This window comes from Bordetella genomosp. 13 (assembly GCF_002119665.1).
In the GTDB taxonomy this organism is placed as follows: Bacteria; Pseudomonadota; Gammaproteobacteria; order Burkholderiales; family Burkholderiaceae_B; genus Bordetella.
Window position 1 is genome coordinate 2875641 of sequence record NZ_CP021111.1, and the last position, 24768, is coordinate 2900408.

General features: G+C 63.4%; 20 protein-coding genes. 13 read left to right on the plus strand and 7 right to left on the minus strand.

Going from position 1 to position 24768, the window contains the following annotated elements; all coding sequences use genetic code 11:
* The first annotated feature begins 13 nt into the window (after positions 1-13).
* Positions 14-1372 (plus strand): alanine/glycine:cation symporter family protein, encoded by a 1359-nt coding sequence (locus CAL15_RS12980; protein ID WP_086078978.1) that lies wholly within the window; start codon positions 14-16, stop codon positions 1370-1372.
* A 42-nt stretch (positions 1373-1414) separates the two neighbouring features.
* Here the strand turns inward: CAL15_RS12980 and argC are convergent, their stop codons facing one another.
* Positions 1415-2347 carry an N-acetyl-gamma-glutamyl-phosphate reductase gene (gene argC / locus CAL15_RS12985; RefSeq protein ID WP_086078979.1) on the minus strand — a complete coding sequence of 311 codons (933 nt, stop codon included), beginning with the start codon at positions 2345-2347 and terminating at the stop codon, positions 1415-1417.
* A gap of 107 nt (positions 2348-2454) precedes the next feature.
* Between argC and CAL15_RS12990 the strand changes: the two genes are divergently transcribed.
* From CAL15_RS12990 to CAL15_RS13035, 10 genes are all read left to right on the plus strand, one after another.
* A complete protein-coding gene (locus tag CAL15_RS12990) occupies positions 2455-3339 on the plus strand; it encodes a LysR family transcriptional regulator (protein WP_086078980.1) in 885 nt (294 codons plus the stop codon).
* Between the two features lie 104 nt (positions 3340-3443).
* Positions 3444-4274 carry a MipA/OmpV family protein gene (locus tag CAL15_RS12995; RefSeq protein WP_157666655.1) on the plus strand — a complete coding sequence of 277 codons (831 nt, stop codon included), beginning with the start codon at positions 3444-3446 and terminating at the stop codon, positions 4272-4274.
* 55 nt (positions 4275-4329) lie between these two features.
* Complete coding sequence (locus CAL15_RS13000; RefSeq protein ID WP_086078982.1) at positions 4330-5016, plus strand: response regulator transcription factor; 687 nt, start codon at positions 4330-4332, stop codon at positions 5014-5016.
* A complete protein-coding gene (locus tag CAL15_RS13005; RefSeq protein ID WP_086078983.1) occupies positions 4985-6400 on the plus strand; it encodes a sensor histidine kinase in 1416 nt (471 codons plus the stop codon). The genes CAL15_RS13000 and CAL15_RS13005 overlap by 32 nt, the downstream gene beginning before the upstream one ends.
* A gap of 168 nt (positions 6401-6568) precedes the next feature.
* Entirely contained in the window at positions 6569-7921 is a 1353-nt protein-coding gene (locus CAL15_RS13010) for an NfeD family protein (protein ID WP_232467959.1), read from the plus strand.
* Entirely contained in the window at positions 7918-8694 is a 777-nt protein-coding gene (locus tag CAL15_RS13015) for a slipin family protein (RefSeq protein ID WP_086078985.1), read from the plus strand. The genes CAL15_RS13010 and CAL15_RS13015 overlap by 4 nt, the downstream gene beginning before the upstream one ends.
* Positions 8695-9101: 407 nt before the next feature.
* On the plus strand, positions 9102-10505 hold the full coding sequence (locus CAL15_RS13020; protein WP_086078986.1) for a tyrosine-type recombinase/integrase: 1404 nt from the start codon (positions 9102-9104) through the stop codon (positions 10503-10505).
* A 50-nt stretch (positions 10506-10555) separates the two neighbouring features.
* Positions 10556-10936 (plus strand): LysR substrate-binding domain-containing protein, encoded by a 381-nt coding sequence (locus CAL15_RS13025; protein ID WP_086078987.1) that lies wholly within the window; start codon positions 10556-10558, stop codon positions 10934-10936.
* On the plus strand, positions 10885-11511 hold the full coding sequence (locus CAL15_RS24845) for a LysR substrate-binding domain-containing protein (RefSeq protein WP_420042502.1): 627 nt from the start codon (positions 10885-10887) through the stop codon (positions 11509-11511). The genes CAL15_RS13025 and CAL15_RS24845 overlap by 52 nt, the downstream gene beginning before the upstream one ends.
* Entirely contained in the window at positions 11468-12127 is a 660-nt protein-coding gene (locus CAL15_RS13035) for a DJ-1/PfpI family protein (protein ID WP_198299042.1), read from the plus strand. The genes CAL15_RS24845 and CAL15_RS13035 overlap by 44 nt, the downstream gene beginning before the upstream one ends.
* Before the next feature lie 104 nt (positions 12128-12231).
* Here CAL15_RS13035 and CAL15_RS13040 read toward each other — a convergent pair whose 3' ends face one another.
* Positions 12232-12603, minus strand: coding sequence for a hypothetical protein (locus tag CAL15_RS13040; protein ID WP_086078990.1), 372 nt, complete (start codon positions 12601-12603; stop codon positions 12232-12234).
* A 232-nt stretch (positions 12604-12835) separates the two neighbouring features.
* Between CAL15_RS13040 and CAL15_RS13045 the strand changes: the two genes are divergently transcribed.
* Together CAL15_RS13045 and CAL15_RS13050 are read left to right on the plus strand one after the other, a co-directional pair.
* Positions 12836-13603: an SOS response-associated peptidase family protein gene (locus tag CAL15_RS13045; protein ID WP_086078991.1), complete on the plus strand. Its 768-nt coding sequence runs from the start codon at positions 12836-12838 to the stop codon at positions 13601-13603.
* A gap of 424 nt (positions 13604-14027) precedes the next feature.
* The gene (locus CAL15_RS13050; RefSeq protein WP_198299043.1) at positions 14028-14987 is read left to right on the plus strand and encodes a cation diffusion facilitator family transporter; all 960 of its coding nucleotides are present in this window, start codon (positions 14028-14030) and stop codon (positions 14985-14987) included.
* Between the two features lie 29 nt (positions 14988-15016).
* Here CAL15_RS13050 and CAL15_RS13055 read toward each other — a convergent pair whose 3' ends face one another.
* The 5 genes from CAL15_RS13055 to CAL15_RS13075 form a co-directional block, all read right to left on the minus strand.
* Positions 15017-17488, minus strand: a complete 2472-nt coding sequence (locus CAL15_RS13055) for a heavy metal translocating P-type ATPase (RefSeq protein ID WP_420042503.1) — start codon at positions 17486-17488, stop codon at positions 15017-15019.
* Positions 17489-17520: 32 nt separating this feature from the next.
* Complete coding sequence (locus tag CAL15_RS13060; protein ID WP_086078993.1) at positions 17521-18981, minus strand: ArnT family glycosyltransferase; 1461 nt, start codon at positions 18979-18981, stop codon at positions 17521-17523.
* Positions 18965-19990, minus strand: coding sequence for a glycosyltransferase family 2 protein (locus CAL15_RS13065; RefSeq protein WP_086081077.1), 1026 nt, complete (start codon positions 19988-19990; stop codon positions 18965-18967). The genes CAL15_RS13060 and CAL15_RS13065 overlap by 17 nt, the downstream gene beginning before the upstream one ends.
* Before the next feature lie 128 nt (positions 19991-20118).
* Complete coding sequence (locus CAL15_RS13070; protein ID WP_086078994.1) at positions 20119-23274, minus strand: CusA/CzcA family heavy metal efflux RND transporter; 3156 nt, start codon at positions 23272-23274, stop codon at positions 20119-20121.
* 15 nt (positions 23275-23289) lie between these two features.
* On the minus strand, positions 23290-24756 hold the full coding sequence (locus CAL15_RS13075) for an efflux RND transporter periplasmic adaptor subunit (RefSeq protein ID WP_086078995.1): 1467 nt from the start codon (positions 24754-24756) through the stop codon (positions 23290-23292).
* Positions 24757-24768: the final 12 nt, after the last annotated feature.

The following is a 24768-nucleotide window of genomic DNA, read 5'->3' on the forward strand; positions in this document are numbered from 1 at the left end:
GGGAAGACCGTCGATGCAATTCCTGGATTCCTTCGTCAACGGCATCAATGGCCTGGTATGGGGGCCACCCATGCTGGTGCTCATCCTGGGTACCGGGCTGTTCATGATGTTGCGGCTGCGCTTCAAGCCCTTGACCAAGATCGCCACCGGCTTTCGCCTGGCGTGGCGCAGCCGCGCCAAGGGCGACGATTCCACGGGCGACATCAGCCCCTTTCAAGCGCTCATGACGAGCCTGGCTGCTACCGTAGGCACGGGCAACATCGCAGGCGTTGCCACCGCCATCTTCCTGGGCGGGCCCGGCGCGCTCTTCTGGATGTGGGTGACCGCCCTGGTCGGCATGGCCACCAAGTACAGCGAAGTCCTGCTGGCGGTGCATTACCGCGAAAAAGACGTGCGCGGAGAATTTTGCGGCGGCCCGATGTACGCCATCCGCAACGGCCTGGGCCCGAAGTGGGCATGGCTGGGGGTGCTGTTCGCCGTTTTCGGCGGCCTGGCCGGCTTCGGCATAGGCAACATGGTGCAGGTCAACAGCATGGCCGACGCGTTGCACGCGACGTTCGGCATATCCGACTGGATCACCGGTGTCGTCACCATGGTATTGATCGGCCTGGTGGTGCTGGGCGGCATCCGGCGCATCGGCGCCGTGGCAGAGGCCCTGGTGCCTATCATGTGCCTGGCGTATATCCTGGCTTCACTCATCGCGCTGGTCATCATGGCCGACGCCATACCGTCGGCGTTCCAGCAGATATTCACGCACGCATTCTCCCCCGTGGCGGCCACCGGAGGCTTTGCGGGCGCGGCGGTCATGGCGGCCATGCGCTATGGCGTTGCACGCGGCATTTTTTCGAACGAAGCCGGGCTGGGCACGGCCGGCATCGTGCAAGCCGCGGGCACCAGCAACAGCCCCGTGCGCTCGGGCATGATCGGCATGATCGGCACCTTCATCGACACCATCATCATCTGCACCATGACAGGCCTGGTCATCGTGTGCTCGGGCCTGTGGACCAGCGGCGATAGCGGCGCCGTACTGTCTTCGGCAGCCTTCGATGCCGCGCTGCCCGGCATAGGGCGATATGTCATCGCCCTGGCCCTGGCGATTTTCGCCTTCACCACCATACTCGGCTGGAGCTACCTGAGCGAGCGGTGCTGGGAGTTCTTGATCGGAACGCGCTGCATCCTGCCGTTTCGCATCGTGTGGGTGCTGGCCGTGCCCTTCGGCGCCATTGCGCACCTGGAGTTCGCATGGCTGCTGGCAGACACCTTGAACGGGCTGATGGCCGTGCCCAACCTGATCGCGCTCATCATGTTGGCCCCTGTCGTGGTGAAACTCACGCGCGAGCACTTCTCCGGCGCCGCGGCCAAGCGCGACTGATGCGGCCGGGGCGGTCCTGCGGACGGCCGCGATTCGGCGGGCTTAGTGCGAACGCTGCAGCATAAGCTCCAGATTCTGTACGGCCGCGCCGGAGGCGCCTTTTCCAAGGTTGTCGAACACCGCGGCCAACAGTATCTGCCCCGCGCCGGCGTTCTCGAATACGTAAAGGCACAGGTCATTGCTGCCATTTGCCGCACGCGGGTCCAGGTGCGTCATCGCGGCCGCCTCGGCCAGCCCGGCCACGCTCACATGGGCCGAACCTGCGTAATGGCGCGCCAGGCAAGCCTGTAGGGCAGCACCGTCCGTCCCAGGCGGCAATAGGCGCTGCTGCAAGGCAATAGTCAGTACGATGCCCTGGCGGAACGCACCATAGGCCGGGATAAAGACCGGGCGCGAAGACAACTGCGCATAGCGTTCTATCTCGGGCGCATGCTTGTGGGCCAATCCAAGACCATAGGCGACATACGGCGGGGCGCTGCCAGCGTCCTCGCCTTCGTACTCTTGAACTCCCGCCCTGCCTTTGCCGGAATAGCCTGACACGGCGTGTACCGTGATCGGATAATCGGCGGGCACCAAACCGCCTGCAACGAGCGGCCGCAACAAGCCTACCGCGCCGGTCGGATAACACCCTGGATTGCTGACGCGGTCTGCATGCGCGATCGCCGCATCCTGCCCCGCCTGCATTTCCGGAAACCCATAGACCCAACCCTGTGTCGTACGGTGGGCGGAGCTGGCATCCAGCACGCGCACCCCGGGGCGCCGGATGGCCGCCACGGCCTCGCGCGCTGCCGCGTCCGGTAGACAGAGGATCGCGATGTCGCAACTGTTGATCGCATCGGCTCGACGCTGGCTGTTCTTCCGTTCGTCCGGCGGCAAAGTCAGGATCCGGATGTCCTGTCGCCCTTGAAGACGCTCGTGGATCTGCAGCCCGGTGGTGCCCTGGTCTCCGTCAATGAATACAAGCGCCTGCGTCATGGTGATAGTCCTCGAGAATCGCCGATAGGCAATCTTCGGACATGCCATAAACTAAGAAAAGTCGAATTTTATAATCATGAAATTCAGAAATCCTAAATCTAATCGCCATGCGAGAAATCAGCCTTGACCGCCTGCGCACGCTGGTGACGATTGCCGACCTCGGATCTTTCGCCGCAGCCGCGCGCGCCCTGAACCTCGCCCCTCCGACCGTCAGCCTGCACATCGCCGACCTCGAGGAGCGCGTGGGCGCGCCGGTGCTTACGCGCACGCGCGGCCAAGTGACGCCGACCGCGGTGGGCGAGACCCTGCTGGAACGCGCGCGCCGATTACTCGCCGAAGCCGAACAGGCGCTCGACGACGTGCAGCGGCAGGTGCAGGGGCTGGCCGGACGCGTGCGGCTGGGCGCCTCCACCGGCGCCATCGCCCACCTGCTGCCGCAAGCCCTGGAGAACCTGAACCGCGACCATCCCGGCATCGATGTACACGTGACCGTGCTGACGTCCCGGGAAAGCCTTGCGCGCCTCGCGCATGGCACGCTGGACATCGCCTTGGTGGCGCTGCCGCTGCCCACCGAGCCTGGATTGACGGTGCTGCCGTGGCGACGCGATCCGGTCATGGCCTTCATACCGGCCGCCTGGCAGCCGCCCGCGCGCGTGAGCCCGGCGTGGCTGGAGGCGCGCCCGCTCATCCTCAACGACAACAGCACACGGCTGTCGCAGATCTCCACAGAATGGTTCGCCGCCGCCGGACTGCATCCGCGCGCCCGCATCCAGCTCAACTACAACGACGCCATCAAGAGCCTGGTGGCGGCCGGGTACGGCGCCACGCTGCTGCCGCAAGAGGCTTCGGCCCCTCCTCCCGACCCCCGTATCGCCATGCGGCCGCTGCGTCCGCCGCTATGGCGTCCCCTGGGAATAGCGCATCGCGCCGGCGCATTGGAACGCGCCACCCAGCATGTGCTGGACGCGCTTCAGGCTTTGAAGCGGCGATAGGCGGCTGCCTCGAGCGGCGCCGTATCTGGGTCTGGCTGGTAAGTCGCCAGTAAGAATGCGTGCACGAGGATATGGCTCCTTCTCTCAATCGAGCGTGCATCGCCATGGCCACTATGCCTGCCTTCCCCCGCGGCCGCGTCTATCCCCTTGCACTGGCCATGGCCAGTGCGACTTTCTGTGTGCCTGCCTCGGCCCAAACTGCGGCAAACGAATCCGCCACCCCCGACATCGAGCTCGGCTCCCCCGGCGCATCCCGATGGGGCCTTGGCGTCGCCGCCAGCGCCTCGCAAAGCCCTTACCGGGGCGATGGCAGCAACTTCGGCGGGCTGCCGCTGCTGTACTACGAAAACGCCTGGTTCCGCTTCCTGGGCACCTCGGCGGCGCTCAAGGCGCCGACATGGCGGCTGGGAGCAAACAACGCCGTCTCGTTCGAAGGCGTCGTGAAGTACGACGGCGCAGGCTATGACGAGGACGACTCATCCGCCCTGGACGGCATGGACGAACGCAAGGGAGGCTTCTGGGCCGGCGGTGCAATCGCCTGGAGCAACCCCATTGCGCGCCTGTCGGCGAGTTGGATGACCGACATATCGAGCGAAAGCGAAGGCCGCCTCTTCGAACTCAAGCTCGACCGCCGCTTCGACTTCGGACGGCTTTCGTTGACGCCCCGGCTGCAGGCCCAATGGCTCGACGGCAAGTATGTGGACTATTACTTCGGCGTCCGGGCCCACGAGGCGCTGGCGAACCGCCCCCGGTACGAGGGCGGATCCGGCGTGGCGCAAGGCGCGGGCCTGCGCATGGATTACCGGTTCGACGGGCACCACGCGGTCTTTCTCGACCTGGCCGTCACCAGGCTGCCCGACGAAATCAAGGACAGCCCGATCGTCGATCGGTCCACTGTCTCGCGTGCTACAGTCGGCTACCTCTACCGGTTCTGACCCATCCCCTCATCGCGCAGTCGCACAAGACGCGTCGATCATCGAGAACGCAAGGATGAGCCGCATCGCGCTTGTCGAAGATCACGACCGGCTGGCCAAGCTGGTCCGCCAGGCACTGGAGAACGCCGGCATCGCCGCCGACGTCTTTCACGACATCAAGTCCACCTGGCATGCGGCCGCACACGTCGACTATGAGCTGTTCATTGTCGACCGGGGCTTGCCCGACGGCGATGGCCTGCAACTGATCAAGCGCTTGCGGGCGGCATCCCGGCCCACGCCCTGCCTGATGCTTACCGCGCGCGACGCCCTGCACGATCGCGTGGACGGGCTGGAATCCGGCGCAGACGACTATCTGGCCAAGCCGTTCCCCATGGAGGAGCTCGTCGCCCGGGTGCGCGCCCTGCTGCGGCGCCCCGCGCAGTTGCGCGAACCGCTGCCCGCCTACGCCGATTTGCAGCTCGATCCCGCAAGCGGCGTGCTGCGCTGCGCCGAACACTCCGTCGTGCTGCCCATGACAGAGATGCAGATCATGCTCTGCCTGATCAGAAAAGGCGGCACGACGGTTCGCCGCGGGGCGCTGGACGCCGCAGCCTGGGGCATGTCGGAGGCCGTGACTCCCAACGCACTGGATGTCGCCATCCACCGGCTGCGTCGAAAGCTCGATGCGCTCGGCTCCACGCTCCAGATCGTCAACGTAAGAGGCCAAGGCTATGCGCTTTGCGACACGCCGGTGGCCACGTAGCCTGCGATCCCAGCTGCTGCTGGCCTACGCGTTCGGCCTGGGCTTCAGTGCCCTGCTCGTGGGCACACTGCTCGCCGCCTTTGCGATTCCGCTCAATCGCTACCTGCTCGAAAGCGGCGCGGTCGACGACGCCTACGAGATCGTCGATCGTATCGTTTTCGACGAGCATGGCGTTCCGGTAGGCATCGATGAGACAAGAATCGAGCGCTGGCTTTTTTCCAGCCTGCACGACGAGGTCACGGTTCGTGTGGCGGACGCCACGGGCAAGGTGATCTTCTCGCCGACCGGCGAGACCTCGCTGCTCGCTCCTGACGGCCGCGGCTTCGATCCTGGCATCGAAGGATTCGCGCTGGAGATCGACGGCGTACCGGCGCACGTGGGCATGGCGCCCGTGCGCCGCAATGGCAAGACCTGGTATGTGCAGTTGGCGATCAACGACCGTTTCGTGATGCAGATGAGGAACTCCGTCGGCATGCCGGTGCTGTATCGTGGAGCGCTGCTCATCTGCCTGACCTTCCTGGGCGTGTTCCTTCTCACGACCCACGTGGTCCTGCCGCGCGTGCTCCGCCCGCTGGAGCAGACCTCGCGCGCTGCCCAGCGCATCACGCCGCAAACGCTGGATGCCCGTCTCGACGCGCGACACCTGCCGGACGATATCTCGCCGTTGGTACTGGCGTTCAACCAGGCCCTGGAGCGATTGCAGGCCGGCTTCCGGGTACAGCAGGAATTCCTGGCGCAAGCCGCTCACGAACTGAAGACGCCGCTGTCGCTGATTCGCGCGCAACTCGAACTGAATCCTCGCAGTGAGGCCAACCGGCACCTGATCCAGGACGTCGATCGCATGGCCAGGCAAGTCCAGCAGTTGCTCCTGCTTGCCGAAGCGAGCGAACTGCACAACTACAGGATCGAGGACGTCGAACCCATGTCGGTTGTCAACGAAGTCTGCGGCTATATGGCGCACATGGCCGAGCGCCACGGCATGCGCATCGAGTGCGGCTACGAGGGGGATGCCAGCTCTTGGCAGGCCGACCGGGGCGCCTTGTTCACGCTGATCAAGAACCTGCTCGAGAACGCCATCCAGCATAGTCCGGTCGGCGGCTTGGTCACGCTGGCGGCCACGCCGGCCGGATTCGTCGTCGCCGACCAGGGACCCGGCGTGGATCCGGATGACCTGGACAAGATCTTCCAGCGATTCTGGCGGGGTTCCGCCCGGCGCGACATCGGCTCCGGGCTGGGTTTGGCCTTGTGCAAGGAGATCGCCCAGGCGCATGGATGGCAGATCGCGGCCCGGCAGGGAACGGCCGGGCTGGAGGTCGAGGTATCGATGCGGCAGGTGCCGGTGGCCTCCGAGATCGCGATCCCGACACCGGTCGAAACCGTATGACACAGCCAAGTCCCGGGCTCGCGCACTACCCTGATGTGTCGGCTCAAGGAGACGACGCCGGAGAAACCCGTGCAAGCTTGCCTGTGTCGCAGGTCTCACAAGAAATACGGCCCGACGGTCGTGTGGACGGTGTTGTGTCTGTGGACGGCCCTGCTCTGCACCTCCCTCATGCCGGGCCCGGCGCGAGCCGAAGCGGCGCCGCCTTCGGTGCTGCTGCTGGAGGTCAAGGGGCCCATCGGGCCAGCCACCACGCAATACCTGCGCAGGGGGTTGGACGCTGCCGCTGAGCGGCAGGCCGCGGCAGTCGTCATCCGCATCGACACGCCCGGCGGATTGCTCTCTTCCACGCGCGAGATCGTCCAAGCGATACTGGCCTCACCCATTCCCGTGCTGGCCTATGTCGCCCCTGGCGGCGCGCAGGCGGCCAGCGCGGGAACGTATCTGGTCTACGCCAGCCACCTGGCTGCCATGGCGCCCGGCACCAACATGGGGGCGGCCACGCCGGTCCCGCTGGGCTCCGGCGCCTCGCCCGCCGAACGCCGGAAGGCGCCGGAAACGAAAGACGGCAACACCGAACCGGCTAGCGACCGCCCCAGCGACGACGAGTCCGGGCAGGCCGCCGGCACGCGCAAGGCCGTCAACGACGCCGTGGCGTTCATCCGCGGCCTGGCCGAGCTGCACGGTCGCAACGCGCGATGGGCCGAATCGGCGGTGCGCCAGGGCGACAGCATCGCGGCGCCGCAGGCGCTGGAAGAAAACGTTGTGAACATCGTGGCGCCTACCGTCGCGGACCTCCTGGCGCAGGCCGACGGCCGACAGCTCAGCATGGGCGGCAAGCCCGTCACCCTGGCCACCGCCGGCGCCGAGGTCCTCGAACAGGGGCCCGACTGGCGCACCCGCTTTCTGAGCGTGATCACCAACCCGAATATCGCCTACGTCCTCATGCTGGTGGGCATCTACGGCATCCTGTTCGAACTGATGAGTCCGGGGGCGATCTTCCCCGGCGTGCTGGGCGGCGTGGCGCTGGTCACCGCGATGTTTGCCTTGAACCTTCTTCCGGTCAGCTACGCCGGCGTGGGACTGCTGCTGCTGGGTGTGGCCTTGATGGTCGCCGAGGCTTTCACGCCCACCCTGGGCCTGCTGGGGCTGGGCGGGGCCGTGATCTTCGGTCTTGGATCGCTGTTGATGTTCGACGGCGAGCATCCCGCCTTCGCCCTGTCGCTGCCCGTCGTCGTGACCGCCACGATGGTCATGGCTGCACTGCTGGGCGTCATGCTGGTTGCTGTACTCAGGGCGCATCGGCGCAAGGTCGAAAGCGGCGGCAACGCACTGATCGGTCAGGCCGGCCAGGTGCAGAACTGGTCCGACGGATCGGGACGCGTGCTGGTGAACGGGGAAAGCTGGCAGGCAATCGGGGCCTGGCCGCTTTCCCCCGGCGACCGGGTGCGGGTTCTTTCTCGCGATGGCCTGATGCTGACCGTCAAGCCCATCCATTCCATCAACGAGGAGGACGAATCATGATCTTGACTTGGGTTCCGTATCTCGTCATTGCCGCACTGGTCGTCGCGATCATCCTATGGTCCTTGCGCATTCTGCGCGAATACGAACGCGGGGTGGTGTTCACGTTGGGCCGCTACAGCGGCGTCAAAGGCCCCGGCCTGATCATCCTGATTCCGTTTGTCCAGCAATTGGTGCGGGTCGATTTGCGCACCATCGTATTGGACGTGCCCAGCCAGGACATCATTTCGCGGGACAACGTCTCGGTGCAAGTCAACGCCGTGGTCTATTTCCGCGTGGTCGACCCCGACAAGGCAATCATCCAGGTGGAGCGTTACCGTGAAGCAACCAGCCAGTTGGCGCAAACCACGCTGCGCTCGGTGCTGGGCAAGCACGATCTGGACGAGATGCTGTCCGAGCGCGACAGGCTCAACGCCGATCTGCAGGAAATCCTGGATCGGCAAACCGACAGCTGGGGCATCAAGATCGCCAACGTGGAAATCAAGCACGTGGACATCGACGAGAGCATGGTCCGCGCCATCGCCCGCCAGGCCGAAGCCGAGCGCAACCGCCGCGCCCGGATCATCAATGCCGAAGGCGAACACCAGGCAGCCGAACGGCTGGTGGATGCGGCCCGCGCGCTGGCCGCGGTGCCCGAGGCCATGCAGTTGCGCTATCTGTCGGCGCTGCACGATATCGCAGGGGACAAGACCTCGACGATCGTATTTCCGATGCCGATTGACGTATTGCGGCATTTGTCAGCGCAAAGCGGTCCGGCACAACGGGAGACGGCGTGATGGCTGGCCGCACGATGGCTGGCGGCATTACGGCCGAGCCGGCCATGCGCCAGGGGGATAGGTTGAATCGGAGCACCACCGCCGCCGACAGTCGCCCCCGCCGGCGGCGCCGTGTCAGCCGTAAAAGCGGCAGGTGCGGCCGCTGGCGCAGCGGCAGGCTCGTTCTCCGTTCTCGAGCAGGATGGTGTGGTCGGGGCGGCGGGATTCGAACTCGCGACCCTCTGCTCCCAAAGCAGATATAAGATAGACCAAAGTGGATCGTCCGAGACATGCCCGGAATGGCTACAACCCAATATTCATGCGGCTTCCAAGCTGATAAACTGTCCGGGAGCGTCCATTCCAATCCGAGGCGAGCCGGTCTGCTCGGTGGGGTAAAAGTGGGGTAAAAATCTAACACACATGGCATCATGAGCAAGATCACCAATCGAGAACTTGAAGCGTTGACCGCGGCGGACGATGGCCGAATCCTTCGCGAGGACGGGGGCGTCGTTGGACGGGTCCGAGCGGGCACGCGCGGTGTGACAGTATCGTTCCGGTACGAATACAAGCTTGCAGGGTCAAAACGAGACTACGCGTTGGGATCCTGGCCAAAGAAGAGCCTTGCGAATATCCGGGCAGAGCGTGATCGAGTGCGCGTAATCGCCGCAGATGGCATCGATCCTACGGCTGCCAAGAAGGCGGCGCGGATCGAGAAACAGAAAGCCGTTGCCACCACGCTGGCGGAGGCGGAACGTGACCGGGTGCAGATGCTCACGGTGCAAGACTTGTTCGATCTTTGGATAGTCGAGGGCCTCAATCGCAAGGACGGCAACAAGGAAGTCGCGCGGATGTTCAAGCGAGACATCTTGCCCGACATTGGCACCACTCCGTTGCTTGGCTTGACCGAATCCGCCCTGCGCGCCGTGCTTCGTTCCGCCATCAATGCCGGAACGGTAAGCAAGGCGGCCCACATGCTGCTCGGCGTGAAGCAGATGCTTGCATGGGCCGAGAAGCGCCAGCCGTGGCGCGGATTACTGATCGATGGAAACCCTGCCGATCTGATCAGCGAGGATTCGATCCTTCCTCCCGAGCACGAAGAAGAGCGTACGCGCGTACTTTCTCCGGACGAGATTAGAGAGTTGCACGAGATCTTTACCAACATGACAGCAAGCTACGAGGCGGCCTCTTCAGGTACCAAGTACCAGCACGAACGTCCGCTCAAGAAGGAAAGTCAGCTTGCGGTGTGGATCAGCCTCGGCACCCTATGTCGAATTGGCGAGCTACTGATGGCGCAATGGGAACATGTAGATCTGGATGCTGGAACATGGTTTATTCCTAAGGAGAACGTCAAAGGGCGGCGGGGCAAGAAGCAGGATCACCATGTACGGCTCTCGCCGTTCGTGTTGCATCAGTTTCAAGCTCTCCACGTGCTCACTGGAGAGACTCCCTGGTGCTTTCCTGCTCGCAACGTGGCAGAGACCCATGTGAACGTTTCCGCAGTTTCTAAACAAATCGGAGATCGGCAAGAAAGATTCATGAAGCGCAAGCCCCTAAAGCGCCGGAAGCATGACAATACGCTGGTGCTGGCAGGCGGTAAGAAAGGGAACTGGACACCACACGACTTACGTCGCACTGGGGCAACCATGATGCAACAGTTGGGAGTCTTGCCGGACATTATTGACCGCTGTCAGAACCACGTGATGGCGGGCTCTAAGGTGCGCAGACACTACTTGCACCATGACTACGCACGAGAAAAAGCTGAAGCCTGGGAGCGGCTTGGCCAACGCCTTCTCGAGATCTTGACCACGAAGCAGCCTAGAACGCGGAGCTGAAGCAGGACGTTGGGCAACCCCTGCTTACCCGCACCGGCCGGGGCGTTGCCTTGATCGATGCGGGTCGCATCCTGCTCGGCCACGCCCGTACCATGCTTGCCAGTTCACAGCACGCTCGACGCGAACTGGAAAACCTAGCCTCGGCGCCGCGCGGGCACGTGACCATCGGCATGCTGCCTCTGGTCGCATTGCAATGCGCCGCCGCGCTGGCAAGACAATTCAAGGCCCGCTTCCCGTTGGCGATGCTGACGATCACGGAAGGCCTCAGTCTGCATCTGCGGAACCCGCTTTCCGAAGACCGCCTGGACATCGCGGTTCTTTTCGATCCGCGTCCCGCCCCCCTCATCTCGAATACCAGTTGCTGGCCAGGGAGCACCTGGTGCTGGTCGCGCCCGCCGATGCCAAGCCCCTGCACGCCAACATCTCGTTGACCGCCATAGCGGGCTATCCGTTGATTCTTCCAAGCCTTCCCAACGCGGTACGCCACGTCCTGGACGAAGTCCTGCAGCCGCAGGGCGTGACGCTGAACGTCACGACGGAAGTGGGCGCCGTCGCCACAATGCTCGCGATGGTGGCGGGGGGGCGCGGGCTATACGATCCTGCCCGAAAGCGCGCTGCACCTGGACGGCCTCACGGTCGACCTGCGCCTGTAGTCGGCGCCCATCGGGCCGCCGAAGATACGGAACCGGACGATGCTGGCCGTCGACAAGGGCCAGTCCATGACGCGCCTTGCCCTCGACACGGCTTCGATCCTGCGGAACTTGATCGCGGGGAAGCCAGGGGGCGTGTAGCGGGTCGATCGAGAGGTAGGCGGTCGACCCCGGAGATACCTTTCAACGGCGTTCCGCCGGGGCACTCGATGGCGCCTCCGAGGCCTGTTCCACGGCGCGCCGTCAGACTCGTAAACTGGAGCGAACGCCGAAGCGGCGATTTCCGTTCCACGCAACCTCAAGAGGCTACGCATGAACCAGCCACAGCCCCCTCTCGCCAATGCGAGCGGGGATGATCGCATCCTGCTTGTCGGCATGGTCGTTTTCGAGGGTTTCGAACTCCTGGACGTGTTCGGCCCGCTCGAAATGTTCGGCATGCTGCGCGACCGGGTTCGCATCGTCATGCTCGCCGACCGTGCGGGGCAGGCGGCAAGTAGCGGCGGCCCGGCAGTTGTCGTAGACCATACCTTCGCCGACGCGCCCGCGCTGGACGTCCTGATCGTCCCGGGAGGCATGGGAACCCGGCGCGAGGTCGACAATCCGTCCTTCATCGCCGCCGTTCGCCAACTGACGCAGCGCACCCCGCACGTCGCCTCGGTATGCACGGGATCGGCGGTGCTCGCTAAGACGGGATTGCTCGATGGGCACCAGGCCACGACCAACAAGCGGGCTTACCAGTGGGCGACCAGCCAGGGCCCGAATGTGCGCTGGGTCCGGCAGGCTCGGTGGGTGGAGGACGGAAAGTACTTCACGTCCTCCGGCGTCTCCGCTGGCATCGACATGTCGCTTGCCCTGATCGAACGGCTCGTCGGCAAGGAGGCGGCGCTGCAGGTCGCGCATGGCGCGGAGTACGAATGGAATGAGGACCCCGATCATGATCCGTTCGCCAAGGCCAATGGGCTGGTGGACTGAGACCGTGCGACGGCGCTGGAATCCCCGAGCGCCCGTCCTTCCGCGGGTCACGATCGCAACTGCGTCGTCGGTGCAGGAAGCCTATCGGGGTGCGAAGCGCAGCATCATGGTGGGATGCGCGCGTCCGATGCTGAATCGTTCGCCGCCAAATTCCTGCTTTGCGCAAGGATCACCTTTTGAAGGTTCTTGACCCAGGTCGCCGATCCAGCGCCGCGGGCAAGCAATCCCGCACCTACCATCGCCGCAAACAGAACAAGCCTCTGCTGAGAGAGGCCATCTCCAGGTGAAGCATCCTCGGTGAAACTGGCCGCGCTCGAGAACTCGTCAATGAGGCTTCTGCAGCCCTGGCTGTAAGCATCGACCGCCTCGTCGGTCAAAGACTGCTGATCGACCGCACTGTGCCCCGAAGTGTTTGAGCAGGAAGTCGAGACGGGGTCGTCCGGAACGAGCGTAGCAAGCGTGGTGACATGGGTCATGATGGCTCCTTGGGTTGGCGTCCGCCGAGTGACGGAACGGGAGCACTAGGACCCTGCGGAATAAGCGTTTCGCGCCAGGGGACGTGGAATACCGCAGCGCGGGCCCGCGCGAGGATATGCCGCGAAAGCTCCTTGCGCGTAAGGCGCGCAGGGTCAAGATGCGCCCAGGCCTGACACCACGGCGTCCGTCAATGCCACGGGCTCTGACCGAGCCCATCAGCTGTCAGGCTGAGTGGCCCATCCGCAGACCGTGCCTACAATCGGTTGCGTAGCTCATGAAGTGGATCATGTGTACGCATTACCAAACGGTGAACCGCGGGAAGTTGCAAAGGAAATTCAGCCTGCGCGCTCTTCCACAACCACCGGTCGACCTCTGGCCCTGCAGCTCGGGGAAATAATTCGGCAACCGCGGGAATGGGACATCACCGACGATGACGGACAAGGCCGCGAGCTGGTTCCAGCCCTCTGGGGAACGGTCGCGCCAGCAGTCACAGCCGCGACTCTCGATCGCGCGCTCGCGAACACGCATAGCTTCAATGCGAGGCCTGAGACCGTCGATATGCTGCCGACGTTCCGGCAGGCGTGGGCTGCCGGCAGGCGGTGCATTATCCAGGCGGACGCGATCTACGAGCCGGACCACCGCTTGGAAACCAAGCTGGCTCTCCGAGCAAAGGGAGCAGTCCCTACACGGTTCTCGAGGGCCAAAGGCGAGCCGTTAGCGCTCGCAGGACTTTCGAATACGTACAAAGACGCGGCAGTTCGATTTCAGCTCAGCTACGCGATGTTGAACATCAATGCAGCCCGGCACCCGCTGTTTCGTCACTACCATAGGCCGGATGAGGAGAATCGAATGGATGTCGTCCTGCCGGACTGTACGCTTGGCGACTGGCTGATGGCGCCCGTCGCCCGCGCTCGCGAACTCCTGGTGCCCTTCACTGCTGAAAGGTGGACGGCGGAACCGGAACGACCAGGCGAGCCACATCAGGCCGCACTCTTCTAGCCGGGAACGGACCTTGCAGCTCGCGCGTGCGAGGAGACTAGTACGGCAGGCGACAACAAACTGGGAGGGCACCCAGTACCGGTCGCAGATCAATGCCACCGAAGACTATGAAGATCGACAGTAAGTACGGAGATTCGGCTGCTCGGCCAAAAGGCTGGACGGTGCGCACAAGCATGCGCATCCGGCTAGCATCTTGAGGAAAACTTGCGAAAACGTAAGGAGAAAGTCGCCACCTTGCAAGCTACGTTAGTCGCCGTTGCGGTAAGCTCCTGGGGGTACCGCGCCGCTGCGACTTCATAGTCGCGCTTACCGTCACAATCCTTCCTAGACAGTCGGTCCTGGTCATTGTTGATATGCCGCCCTCGCACTGAATTTGGGGCGATGGCAAATTTCGCATAGTTCACAGGTAGACGCTCGAGACAGAATGGCAGCTCAGATGAAATCAAAGTCATCCCAAGATTCTGACATTGCTGGCGCCCATTCAGGCGAGCACGATCACAAACAAACTGTGACTGCCGGCAATGAGCGCCGGCTCAGACTCGTTTTTCTTTTCACCGCTGGCTACGCCATCGTGCAGGCCGTTGGTGGATGGATCTCGGGCTCGCTGGCTTTGATTGCTGATTCCGGGCACATGGTGTCGGATGCCGCTGCGCTTCTGCTAGCGCTCATAGCGTATCGAATTGCACGTCGCCCGGCCGACGCCACGCGCACCTATGGCTTCCATCGCGTGCGCGTACTTGCAGCCCTCGCCAACGGCGCCGCCCTTCTTGCGCTGGTAGCTTGGATCGCATGGGAGGCGGTGGCGCGGATCAACTCGCCGGCAGCTATCCTAGCGGGTCCCATGCTGATCGTCGCAGTAGTAGGCCTGTTGGTTAATCTAGCAGGTGCCTGGGCGTTGTGGTCAGGAGACAAGGGCGACGGAAACCTGCGCGGGGCATTGCTGCACGTGATGGGCGATCTGCTGGGCTCGATCGGCGCAATCGCAGCGGCCATCGGCATCATGCTCACTGGCTGGACTTTGCTGGATCCGATACTGTCTGTCCTCGTCGCACTCTTGGTAGTGCGGTCGGCCTGGGGCCTAGTCACCGACTCGATACGAGTCCTGTTGCAAGCAGTACCCCAGGGGCTCGATGCCGTGAAGGCAGAGGCAGGCGTAGCCGCGCTTCCCGAAATCGCTGAGGCCGGCCACTTCCACGCGTGGACGCTGACCGATGACACTGCGATCGCCACCGTACACGTCACGCCGGTGGCGGGCGTGGATCCGCTGACGTTGCCCCCGCTGGTCGCAGCCTGGTTGAAAGAACGCTACGCAATTGATCACGTAACCGTCCAGGTCGACCCGCCAGGACAGCTACGCACTGGACACCACTTGCCAGCGAAGTAGGAACAGACTGCGGCACTGCCCGCAAGGGCTTAATGGAATTGGGTGGGGGCCTCCCGCGAACGATAGGCCAACAATCTGAGTGCATTGGTCACCACCAACAACGTAGACCCTCCGTGAATAGCGGCAGTTGCTCCGATGCCCATTCCTAGCATCGTCGCAGGCACGAGTATCGCAACCACTCCCAGGCTGACGTAAACGTTTTGGCGAATGACGGCGCGCGCTCTCCGGCTCAATCCAACCGCGAAGGGAAGATTACGCAGGTCATCGGCCAACAGCGCGACATCGGCGGTCTCTAACGCCACGTCGGACCCCGCAGCCCCCATGGCAACTGCCACATCAGCGCTGGCCATTGCGGGAGCATCATTCACGCCATCACCGACCATGGCCACGTTCGCTTTCGCCCGCAACTTCTGTATAGCGTCCACCTTATCCTGAGGCATCAAATCGCCCCATGCCTCTTCCAGTCCTACTTCTCGGGCGACGGCCTGCACCACTCGCTGATGATCGCCGGAGATCGTGACTATGCGTGAGATACCAAGACCTCTCAATGCTTGAACCGCATCCCAAGCGTCACTTCTCAGCGTATCCGATAACCCGATTACGCCCAGGTCCTGATCGCCCCTGCGCACGACCACGGTGGTGCGCCCCGCACCGCGCAGTTCCATAATCATTCGCTCTGCATCCTCATGCAGCGGTGCGATGCTACCCCGCCCGAACATCTCAGCTTTGCCGATCAGTACAGTGTCCAGCCCGATACGTGCTCTCAGGCCACGCCCCGGTAGGCTGCGGACGTCCTCCGCGCGCATGCTTGGGACACTCTTCAAGAGCGCCCTACCGTCGCGGGTAATGGCCGAAGCTAATGGATGGTCATTTCGCTCTTCAACAGCGACAGCAACGGCAAGCAGTTCCTGCTTTGTTACTCCAGCGACGGACACGACTTCCGTGATGCGCGGACGACCCTGCGTCAACGTACCCGACTTGTCGAATGCAATCGCCTCCAAGCCTCCCAATGCCTCTAAAGGCGCGCCGCCTTTTATCAGCACACCGCTGCGCGCAGCGCGCGCAATGCCTGAGAGCACGGCGCTGGACGTCGCAATGGCCAGCGCGCACGGACTGGCGGCGACCAACACCGCCATCGACCGATAAAAGCTGTCACGAATTGGCTCATCCCAAAGTACCCATGAAAACAGCATAACGACAGCGAGCAGCAACCCCCCAGGAATGAGAATTCGCTCGAAACGATCAGTTGTCCGCTGGGTCGGTGACTTGTTCACCGTGGCCTCGCTGACCATCTGAACCACCCTCGTCAGCGTCGAGTCGGAGGCGAGTCGCATTACCTCGACCTCGAGTACACCCGATCGGTTGACCGTGCCAGCGAAGACGCGCGATTCGGCGCTCACGCGATCAAATCGCTCCCGCGCGGCGGCCGGGTCCGATACGGGGCGCTTGTCCACCGGAATGCTTTCACCTGTGACGGCCGACTGATCGACACTCGCCGTGCCCTTTAGAACAAAGCCGTCTGCGGCAAGCCGCTCGTGCGATCGTACCGAGACGATGTCACCGACGACCAAGTCCCGCACCGGTACCTGCTGGATCAAGCCACCTCGCCGGACCGTGGCGGTGTCTGGCACTAGCATGGCCAGAGCCTCTATTGCACGCTTCGCTCGGCCCATCGCATAGCGCTCCAAAGCATGACCGAGGCTAAATAGGAACAACAGTAAGGCCCCTTCGTCCCAGGCTCCAATCGCTGCGGCGCCCGCTGCCGCAACCAGCATCAATGTGTCAATCTCGATCCGGCGCATGCGCAGATTGTCTAACGCCTCTCGCAGCGTGAAGATGCCGCCGGCGGTATACGCGGCCAGGAAGAACATCAACGGTACCCAGTTCCCCGCAGATGGCCAGAGCTCCTCGCACAGAACGCCTAAGCCCAAGAAGCCACCGCAAGCCAGCGAAAAAGCGAGTTCACTCTTGGAGCTCAACCATCGACGCGCGCCGCAGTCATGCGTGCGCGCTGCATCGCGTTGTGAGCCACGGGACACGTTACCGATAGGGAATACGTTCATTGACGCAAGTTCGTAGAGGATGTCCTCCTCGTCCGTCTTCTGCCGGTCGAAGTCGGCGCGGACATTCCCCATCGCGTCCACGGAGGCATCAAACACTCCGGCGACGCCGCGCAGGTGGACGGCTACAGTAGCGGCCCTTCGCATGTGCGTGATGCCCTTAACTCTCCATGCAGCATGGCCGATTCGCTCGGACATCTCCGCTCCCGCGGCATCTACGATCGCACGGATACGTGCCAGCGGCAATTGCCGCGGATCGAATTGGATGCACAGTTGTGCCGGACCTGTGTGAGCACGCTTTATATGAACCTTTTCCACAGCGGGTCGATACTGCAATGCATTGACCAACCGATCGACGCATTTATCTGCTGCATCCGCAAAACCCGGCAGAATGATGGGCAGTTCCAAGCGGAGCATTTCAGTCATATCGGTGTGTTTCATGAACAGGCGATAATGGCGAGGAATGCGCCGCGTTAGCGAGCAGGGCCGCACCCCGAAATTTCATATAAGGCGAAGCGACGACTCAAGTACAGCACGCGTTTGCTGGTACCTTGCCCATCGAGCGCGGGCCACGAGCGATCGCGCGGGACTGCGGCCAACACCCTCCCGCTTTGGCACTGCTGGCGCAAATCATTGGTGTCCCAAGGTAGCCACTGCGCCTGCCCTGATGAGTAGAAGCGTGCCGAGAATGGCCTGGTTTCGACGTAATACAGAACGTCGCCGGAACGCATGACGGCTTGTGCCGCATCCACCAGTCCTTTCTCTGTCTTCAGATGCTGAGGATCGCCCCATGCACGGACGCCAAGCGCCAATGCCGCTGCGGGGACCAGCATCGCAGCCGCCCGCAGCAGCCAAGCGGTACCGTAATACCAACGCGACGGTTGCCAACCGGCCAGCCAGATGCCCAGCAAGAGCGCGACCGCAGGCAGCCCAGGCAGCACGTAGGTCCACAAAATGTTGCCTGACAGCGTGAACAGGACTTGAGGTGCGAGCGCCCAAAGCAGCAGAAGACGTAATCTGGCGTCGCTCAGACGCGTACGAATGGCGCGCATGGACGCCGGCTTGACCGCCGCCGCCACACCCCCGACCAGTATGACCAGACTCCAGGGCGCGGCGGCGCCTATCCAGTCTATCCAGATCGCACCCAACGGCCGCGCGTGCGCCGTGCCATAGCGATCGCCCTCCCAACCTGAGTCGATGAATCGCAGAACATGTTCGCCGATGATGAAGTAATGCAGGAAACCCGGGGTCTTGATCTCTGCAGCCACATACCAGGGTACGGTAAGCACCAATGCCAGGGTCATTCCACGCGCCCAAGGCAAGGAACGCATTGGCGCGCGCCAACTGCGCTGCCATAGCATCCAACCCATGCAGACGCCAAGAATCAGCACGACTGCCAGCGGTCCCTTTGCCAGCATCCCGAGCGCCAAACCGACGAAGAACCCCAAGCCGCGATACCACGGGCCACCCTGTTGAGCCGCAACGAAGGAGAGCATGGACAAGGTGACCGCGAACGCCAGGAACGGATCCGTCAGCACCGCCCCTGCATTTACCAAGGGCAGAAGCATGGTGGCGAGAATCAGGCAAGACCATCGAGCGGCAGGCACCCCATACATGTGACGCGCGCGGACGTAGAGCATGCTCAACAGGCCAGCCATGGCGATGAAACCAGGCAAACGCACGGCGAATTCGCCGATGCCGAATATTCGCATGCTCAAAGCCTGCAACCAGAAGGCCAATGGCGGTTTGCCCCAGAACGGCACACCGGGTTCGAACCAGGGTGTGATCCAGTCGTTGGTCTGCTCCATCAGCCGCGCCACTTCGGCATAGCGCGGCTCGGACGTATCGGCCAGCGGCATAACCGCCATAGCAAAGAGTCGAGCCGCAGCAGCCGCGCCTAAGAGCAACCAGAATGTTTTACCGCTGATGCGCATCGACCAACTCCAGGTGCGCTCCGCGCGTATCGGCCCATCCTTGCACTTCGATAACATCCCTGACGAGAAAGATGGGCCGCTGCTTAGTTTCCATGTACACCTTGCCCAAGTACTCGCCGAGCAGGCCGATCGTTAGAAGTTGCAGGCCGCTGAACAACGTGATTACCGCCATCAGAGAGGGATAACCCGGCGCTTGGTGGCCAAGGATCAGCGTCTTCAGCACGATCACCACGCCAAAGATTCCTCCCGCCAACGCCACCACGGCGCCGATGCCAGTAGCCCAGCGCAGCGGCCGGATCGAGAACGAAGTGATGCCCTCCATCGCCAGCCCGAACAGCGCGAAGTAGCTCCATTTCGTCTTGCCCGCGGCGCGCGGCGCACGGTCGTACTCGATGACACGCGTGGGCATGCCAATCCAGGCATACAGCCCCTTCATGTAGCGGCTGCGCTCTGGCAGGCTGAGTAGCGCATCCACGGCCGTGCGGCTCATCAGGCGAAAATCGCCGGTGTCGGCGGGAATGTCGGAGCGGCTCAACCTCCGCAGCACGCGGTAGAACAAGTGGGCGGAAAGCCGCTTGGCCCATCCTTCGCCATCGCGCGAGCGGCGCCGCATGCTCACTACGTCCGCACCATCTCGCCATGCCTGCACCATCTTTGGAATCAATTCCGGCGGGTCCTGGAGGTCCGCGTCCAACACGATGACAGCGGCGCCCCGTGCATGCGCCAAACCCGCCGTCATCGCGGCTTCCTTGCCGAAGTTTCGGCTCAAGCGCACGATGCGAATTGCAGGATTGATGCGCATTGCCTCGCGCAACCATGCCACGCTACCGTCAGTGCTTCCATCATCGACGAAGACGATCTCGTATATCCCCTCCTCCTGCTCTAACAGCGGCACCAAACGGTGCAGACACAGAGGCAGCACCTCTAACTCGTTCAGGAAAGGAATGACTATGGACAGGCCTATAGAGGAATCTGACTCCGGTTGCCGGAGACGTGTGCGGTCTTGCATGAAAAGCCATATAGGGAAAAGACGAAGCGCCACTCTATAAGTGGCGCTGCGACAATCCATCGACTCGTACATTACAAATTCGTAAGCTTGAGGAACGGTGGCCCCTCAAGCTCTTAAGACCCTCCGGATCAGGCCTTCACCCGCGCCAGTTCTAGTTCCTCGGGATCCTTCCGGTGCACCAGCCTGTAGAGCGCTGGCAGGACCAGCAACGTCAGGATCGTGGAAGAAATGATTCCGCCGATCACCACCGTCGCCAATGGCCGCTGCACCTCGGCGCCCGTGCCCGTGGCCAGCGCCATGGGCACGAAACCCAGCGACGCGACCAGGGCGGTCATCAGCACGGGCCGCAACCGCGTCAGCGAGCCTTCGCGCACGGCCACGTCCAACGGCCGCCCCTCCTCCCGCAGCGTGCGGATGAACGACAGCAGCACCAGGCCATTGAGTACCGCCACCCCGCACAGTGCGATAAAGCCCACGGCGGCGGTGATGGACAGCGGCAAGCCTCGCATCCACAACGACAGGATGCCGCCCGTCAGCGCGAAGGGAATGCCGGTGAACACGATCAGGCCATCCTTGACGTTGCCGAACATGGCGAACAGCAGGCCGAACACCAGCACCAGGGCAGCCGGCACCACGACCTGCAGGCGCTTGGTGGCCGATTCCAGCTGCTCGAACGTGCCGCCCCACGCCGTCCAGTACCCCGCCGGGATGCTGACCTGCGCGATGGCCTGTTCCGCCTCCTGCACGAACGAGCCCAGGTCCCGGCCACGCACGTTGGCGCTGACGACGATGCGTCGCTTGCCATCCTCGCGGGACACTTGATTGGGCCCCGGCGAGACGGTCAGCGTGGCCAGCTCCGACAGCGGAATATAGGCCGTCGTCGCCTGTCCGTCCGAGCTCGGCAGCGCGATCGGCAGGCGCCGCAACGCGTCCACGTCCTCGCGCACCTTTTCTGGCAGGCGCACGACGACCTTGAAGCGCCGGTCTCCCTGGAAGAACGTACCCGCTTCCATGCCGCCCACGGCAATCGCGATGGTGTCCTGCACGTCGGACATGCTCAATCCGTAGCGCGCCGCCTTGGCCCGGTCGATGTCGATGGTCAGCATCGGCAATCCGGTGGTCTGTTCGACCTTGACCTCGGACGCGCCGGACACTTCCTGCAGCGCCTCGGCTATCTCTGCGGCCGTCTTGTTCAGCACATCGTTGTCGTCACCGAAGATCTTGACCGCGACATCGCTGCGCACGCCCGAGATCAGCTCATTGAACCGCAGCTGGATGGGTTGGGAGAACTCGTAGACGTTGCCAGGCAGCTTCGCGGCTTCCTCCTGGATCGCGGCAAGCAGTTCGGCATGCGTCCTGCGAGGCTCCGGCCATTGGTCCTCGGGCTTGAGCATGATGTAGCCGTCGGAGATATTGGGCGGCATGGCGTCGGAGGCAATCTCCGCAGTACCGGTACGCGCGAAGGCACGCTCGATCTCGGGGAATTTCTCCTTCAACCGCACTTCGAGCCGGCTCTGCATCTCCAGTGACTGCGTGAGGCTGGTTCCGGGGATGCGCAAAGCCTGGATGGCGATGTCGCCCTCGTTCAGATTGGGAATGAACTCACTGCCCAGGCGCGTGGCGATCACACCGCACACCACCAGCAGCGCCAGCGCGCCGCCCAGCATGACCGGCGTGCGGCGCAGCGCCAGATCCAACAGAGGCTCGTAACGGCGGCGCGCCCAGGACATCAGACGAATTTCTTTCTCGTTGACACGCTTGCCGATGAACAACGCGACCGCAGCGGGTACGAAGGTCACCGACAAAATCATCGCTCCCAGCAAAGCCATCACTACTGTCAAAGCCATTGGGTGGAACATGCGACCCTCCACGCCGCTCAGGGCGAAGATCGGCAGATAGACAACTATGATGATGAGCTGGCCGAACAGCAGCGGCCGCCGTGCCTCGCGCGCCGCGGCGAACACCTCATGGAAGCGCTCGCTGCGGGTCAGCGGGCGGCGATGGTGCTCCTGCGCGTGGCTCAGGCGCCGGACGCAGTTCTCGACGATCACGACCGCGCCATCGACGATGATGCCGAAGTCCAATGCACCCAGGCTCATCAGATTAGCGCTCACCTTATAGGTGACCATCCCCGTAAACGTGAACAGCATGGACAGCGGGATCACCATCGCGGTGATCAACGCGGCGCGGATGTTGCCCAGGAACAGGAAGAGGATGACGATGACCAGCGTGGCGCCCTCGAGCAGGTTCTTCTTCACCGTCGCGATGGCCTTATCTACCAGCGTCGAGCGGTCGTAGACCGTGATGGCCTTCACCCCATCCGGCAGGGTCTTGTTGATGGCCTCCAGCCGCTCCGATACCGCCTGCGACACCGCCCGGCTGTTCTCGCCGATCAGCATGAAGACCGTGCCCAGCACGACCTCCTTGCCATTGTCCGTGGCCGCGCCACTGCGCAGCTCACGGCCGATCTCCACCTCAGCCACGTCGCGGATGCGGATGGGCTGCCCCTGGAACGCGGTCAGCACCACGTTCCGTATGTCGTCGATGGATTTCACCTGGCCCGGCGCGCGGATGAGATATTGCTCGCCCTTGCGTTCGATGTAGCCCGCGCCGACATTGGCGTTGTTCCTGTCCAACGCAGTCATGATGTCTGACAGGGACAGGCCATAGGAAGCCAGTTTCTCGGTGTCGGGCGCGACCTGGTACTCCTTGGCGTAGCCGCCGATGGTGTTCACTTCGGTCACGCCTGGCACGTTGCGCATCTGCGGCTTGATGACCCAATCCTGGATCTCGCGCAGGTCCGTGGGCGTATAGGCCGTGCCATCCGGCTTGCGCGCGGCGGGCTCGGCCTCGACCGTCCACAGGAAGATCTCTCCCAGCCCGGTCGAAATGGGCCCCATCACCGGCGTGATGCCCTCCGGCAGGTTCTCCTTGGCCTCTTGCAGGCGCTGGCTGACGAGCTGCCGCGCGAAATAGATGTCGGTGCCGTCCTCGAAGATCACCGTCGTCTGGGACAAGCCGTAACGCGACAGGGACCGGGTCTGCTGCAGGCCGGGCAGGCCGGCCATGACGATCTCGATGGGATAGGTGACGCGCTGCTCGGTTTCCAGCGGCGAGTACCCCGGCGCGCTGGCGTTGATCTGCACCTGTACGTTGGTGATGTCAGGCACTGCATCGATGGCCAGGCGGTTGTAGTTGAACATGCCGATCGCGGCCATGCCCAGGCTCACGAACAGCACGAGCCATCGTTGCTCGATGGCGAAGCGGATGAGACGTTCAAACATGTCGCGTCGCTCCGCTCAATGGCTGTGCTCGGCGCTGGCTTTGCCGAGTTCCGACTTCAGCACGAACGAATTCTCGGATGCGTACGTCGCGCCCGGCGCCAATCCGGACACGACCTCGACCTCCTGCCCCGACGACTTGCCCAGGACGACGGGCTGCGGAAGGAAACCGCCCGGCACTTCGATGAACACCGTGGGCTTGTCCTCCACCGTCTGCACCGCGCCGGCCGGAACGGCTACCGCGACACCAGCGTCATCGACCACCACGCTGACCGACACGAACAGGCCAGGACGCCAACCCGACGAAGGATTCTCCAGCGTGACGCGCGCGGTGGCCGTGCGGGTCTGCTGGCCCAGCAGCGAGCCGATGTACGACACCTTGCCCTGCGCGGTCTGGTCGAACGCCGACGCGCTGACTTCGGCCGCCTCGCCCACGCGGACCTGCTGCAGGTCCTTGGGCGCGATCAGAAACTCGGCCCACACAGTGCTCAGGTCGGAAATGGTGAAGATGTTGGCTGTATCGGCCAGGGCCTCGCCCAGGGCAATGTGCTTCTCGACAACCATGCCGTCGAACGGCGCGCGCACCTCTAGCAGGCTAAGATCCTTGGCGCGCGACGCGCCTCCGATCGCGCGCAGCTTCTGTTCGGCGTTCTGTACGGCGATCTGCGCTTCTTGCAGGGCGGTGCGCGCCTGTTGAAAATCCTGCTCGGCGGACACCTGCTCTTTCCACAGCCGCTGCTCGCGGTCATAGGTCGAACGCGCCAGTTCGCGCCGGCGGGTGGCGGCCTCCAGCTCGCTGCGCATCTCGGACAGGGTCGGGCTGGAGATCGTCGCCAATAAGTCGCCTTTCTTGACTGCCTGGCCCAGCTCGGCCGACACCTGCTGAACGACACCCGCCACGCGCGGCACCACGTGCGCCGTGCGGTCGGCGTTGAACTTCACTTCGCCTGGAAAGCGCGCTCGGGTCGCGACCTTGCCTGCGCCCGCCACCGCCGTCTTGATGCCGGCATTGGCGATCTGCTCGCCAGTCAGGGCGATCAGGCCTTCGTCCTTGTGCAACTCGGCGCGCAATGGCGTAGCGCGGCCCGGCCATTTCACTTCGACGTCGATGTCGAAGAAATGAGGCTCGTCGATGCTGCCCTTGCTTGCGACCTTGCCGGCTTCGACCGTCATGGCCAGCGGCTCGGGCTTCGCTCCCGGGCGGTTCAGCGTCGCACTGACCGTCAGATCGGCGGGCTTGACAGGCTTACCGCCCGCCGTCGCCCAGACTTGGAGCCGACTCTGACCGCCCGCCTCGATCACATTGAGTTCGACGGCGTCGGCGCCGTCCTGCGTGACTACGCCACCATTAGGGCCGGAGGCTTGCTCCTCGTGCCCTTCGGCGCCATGGTCGCCTTCATCCGCCCAGGCCGCAGACGGCCCGAGCAGGGCCGCGGCCAGCACTAGGGTGCGCAAAGAAAACAGGAAGTAAGGACGACGTTTCATGAGATGCTCTTT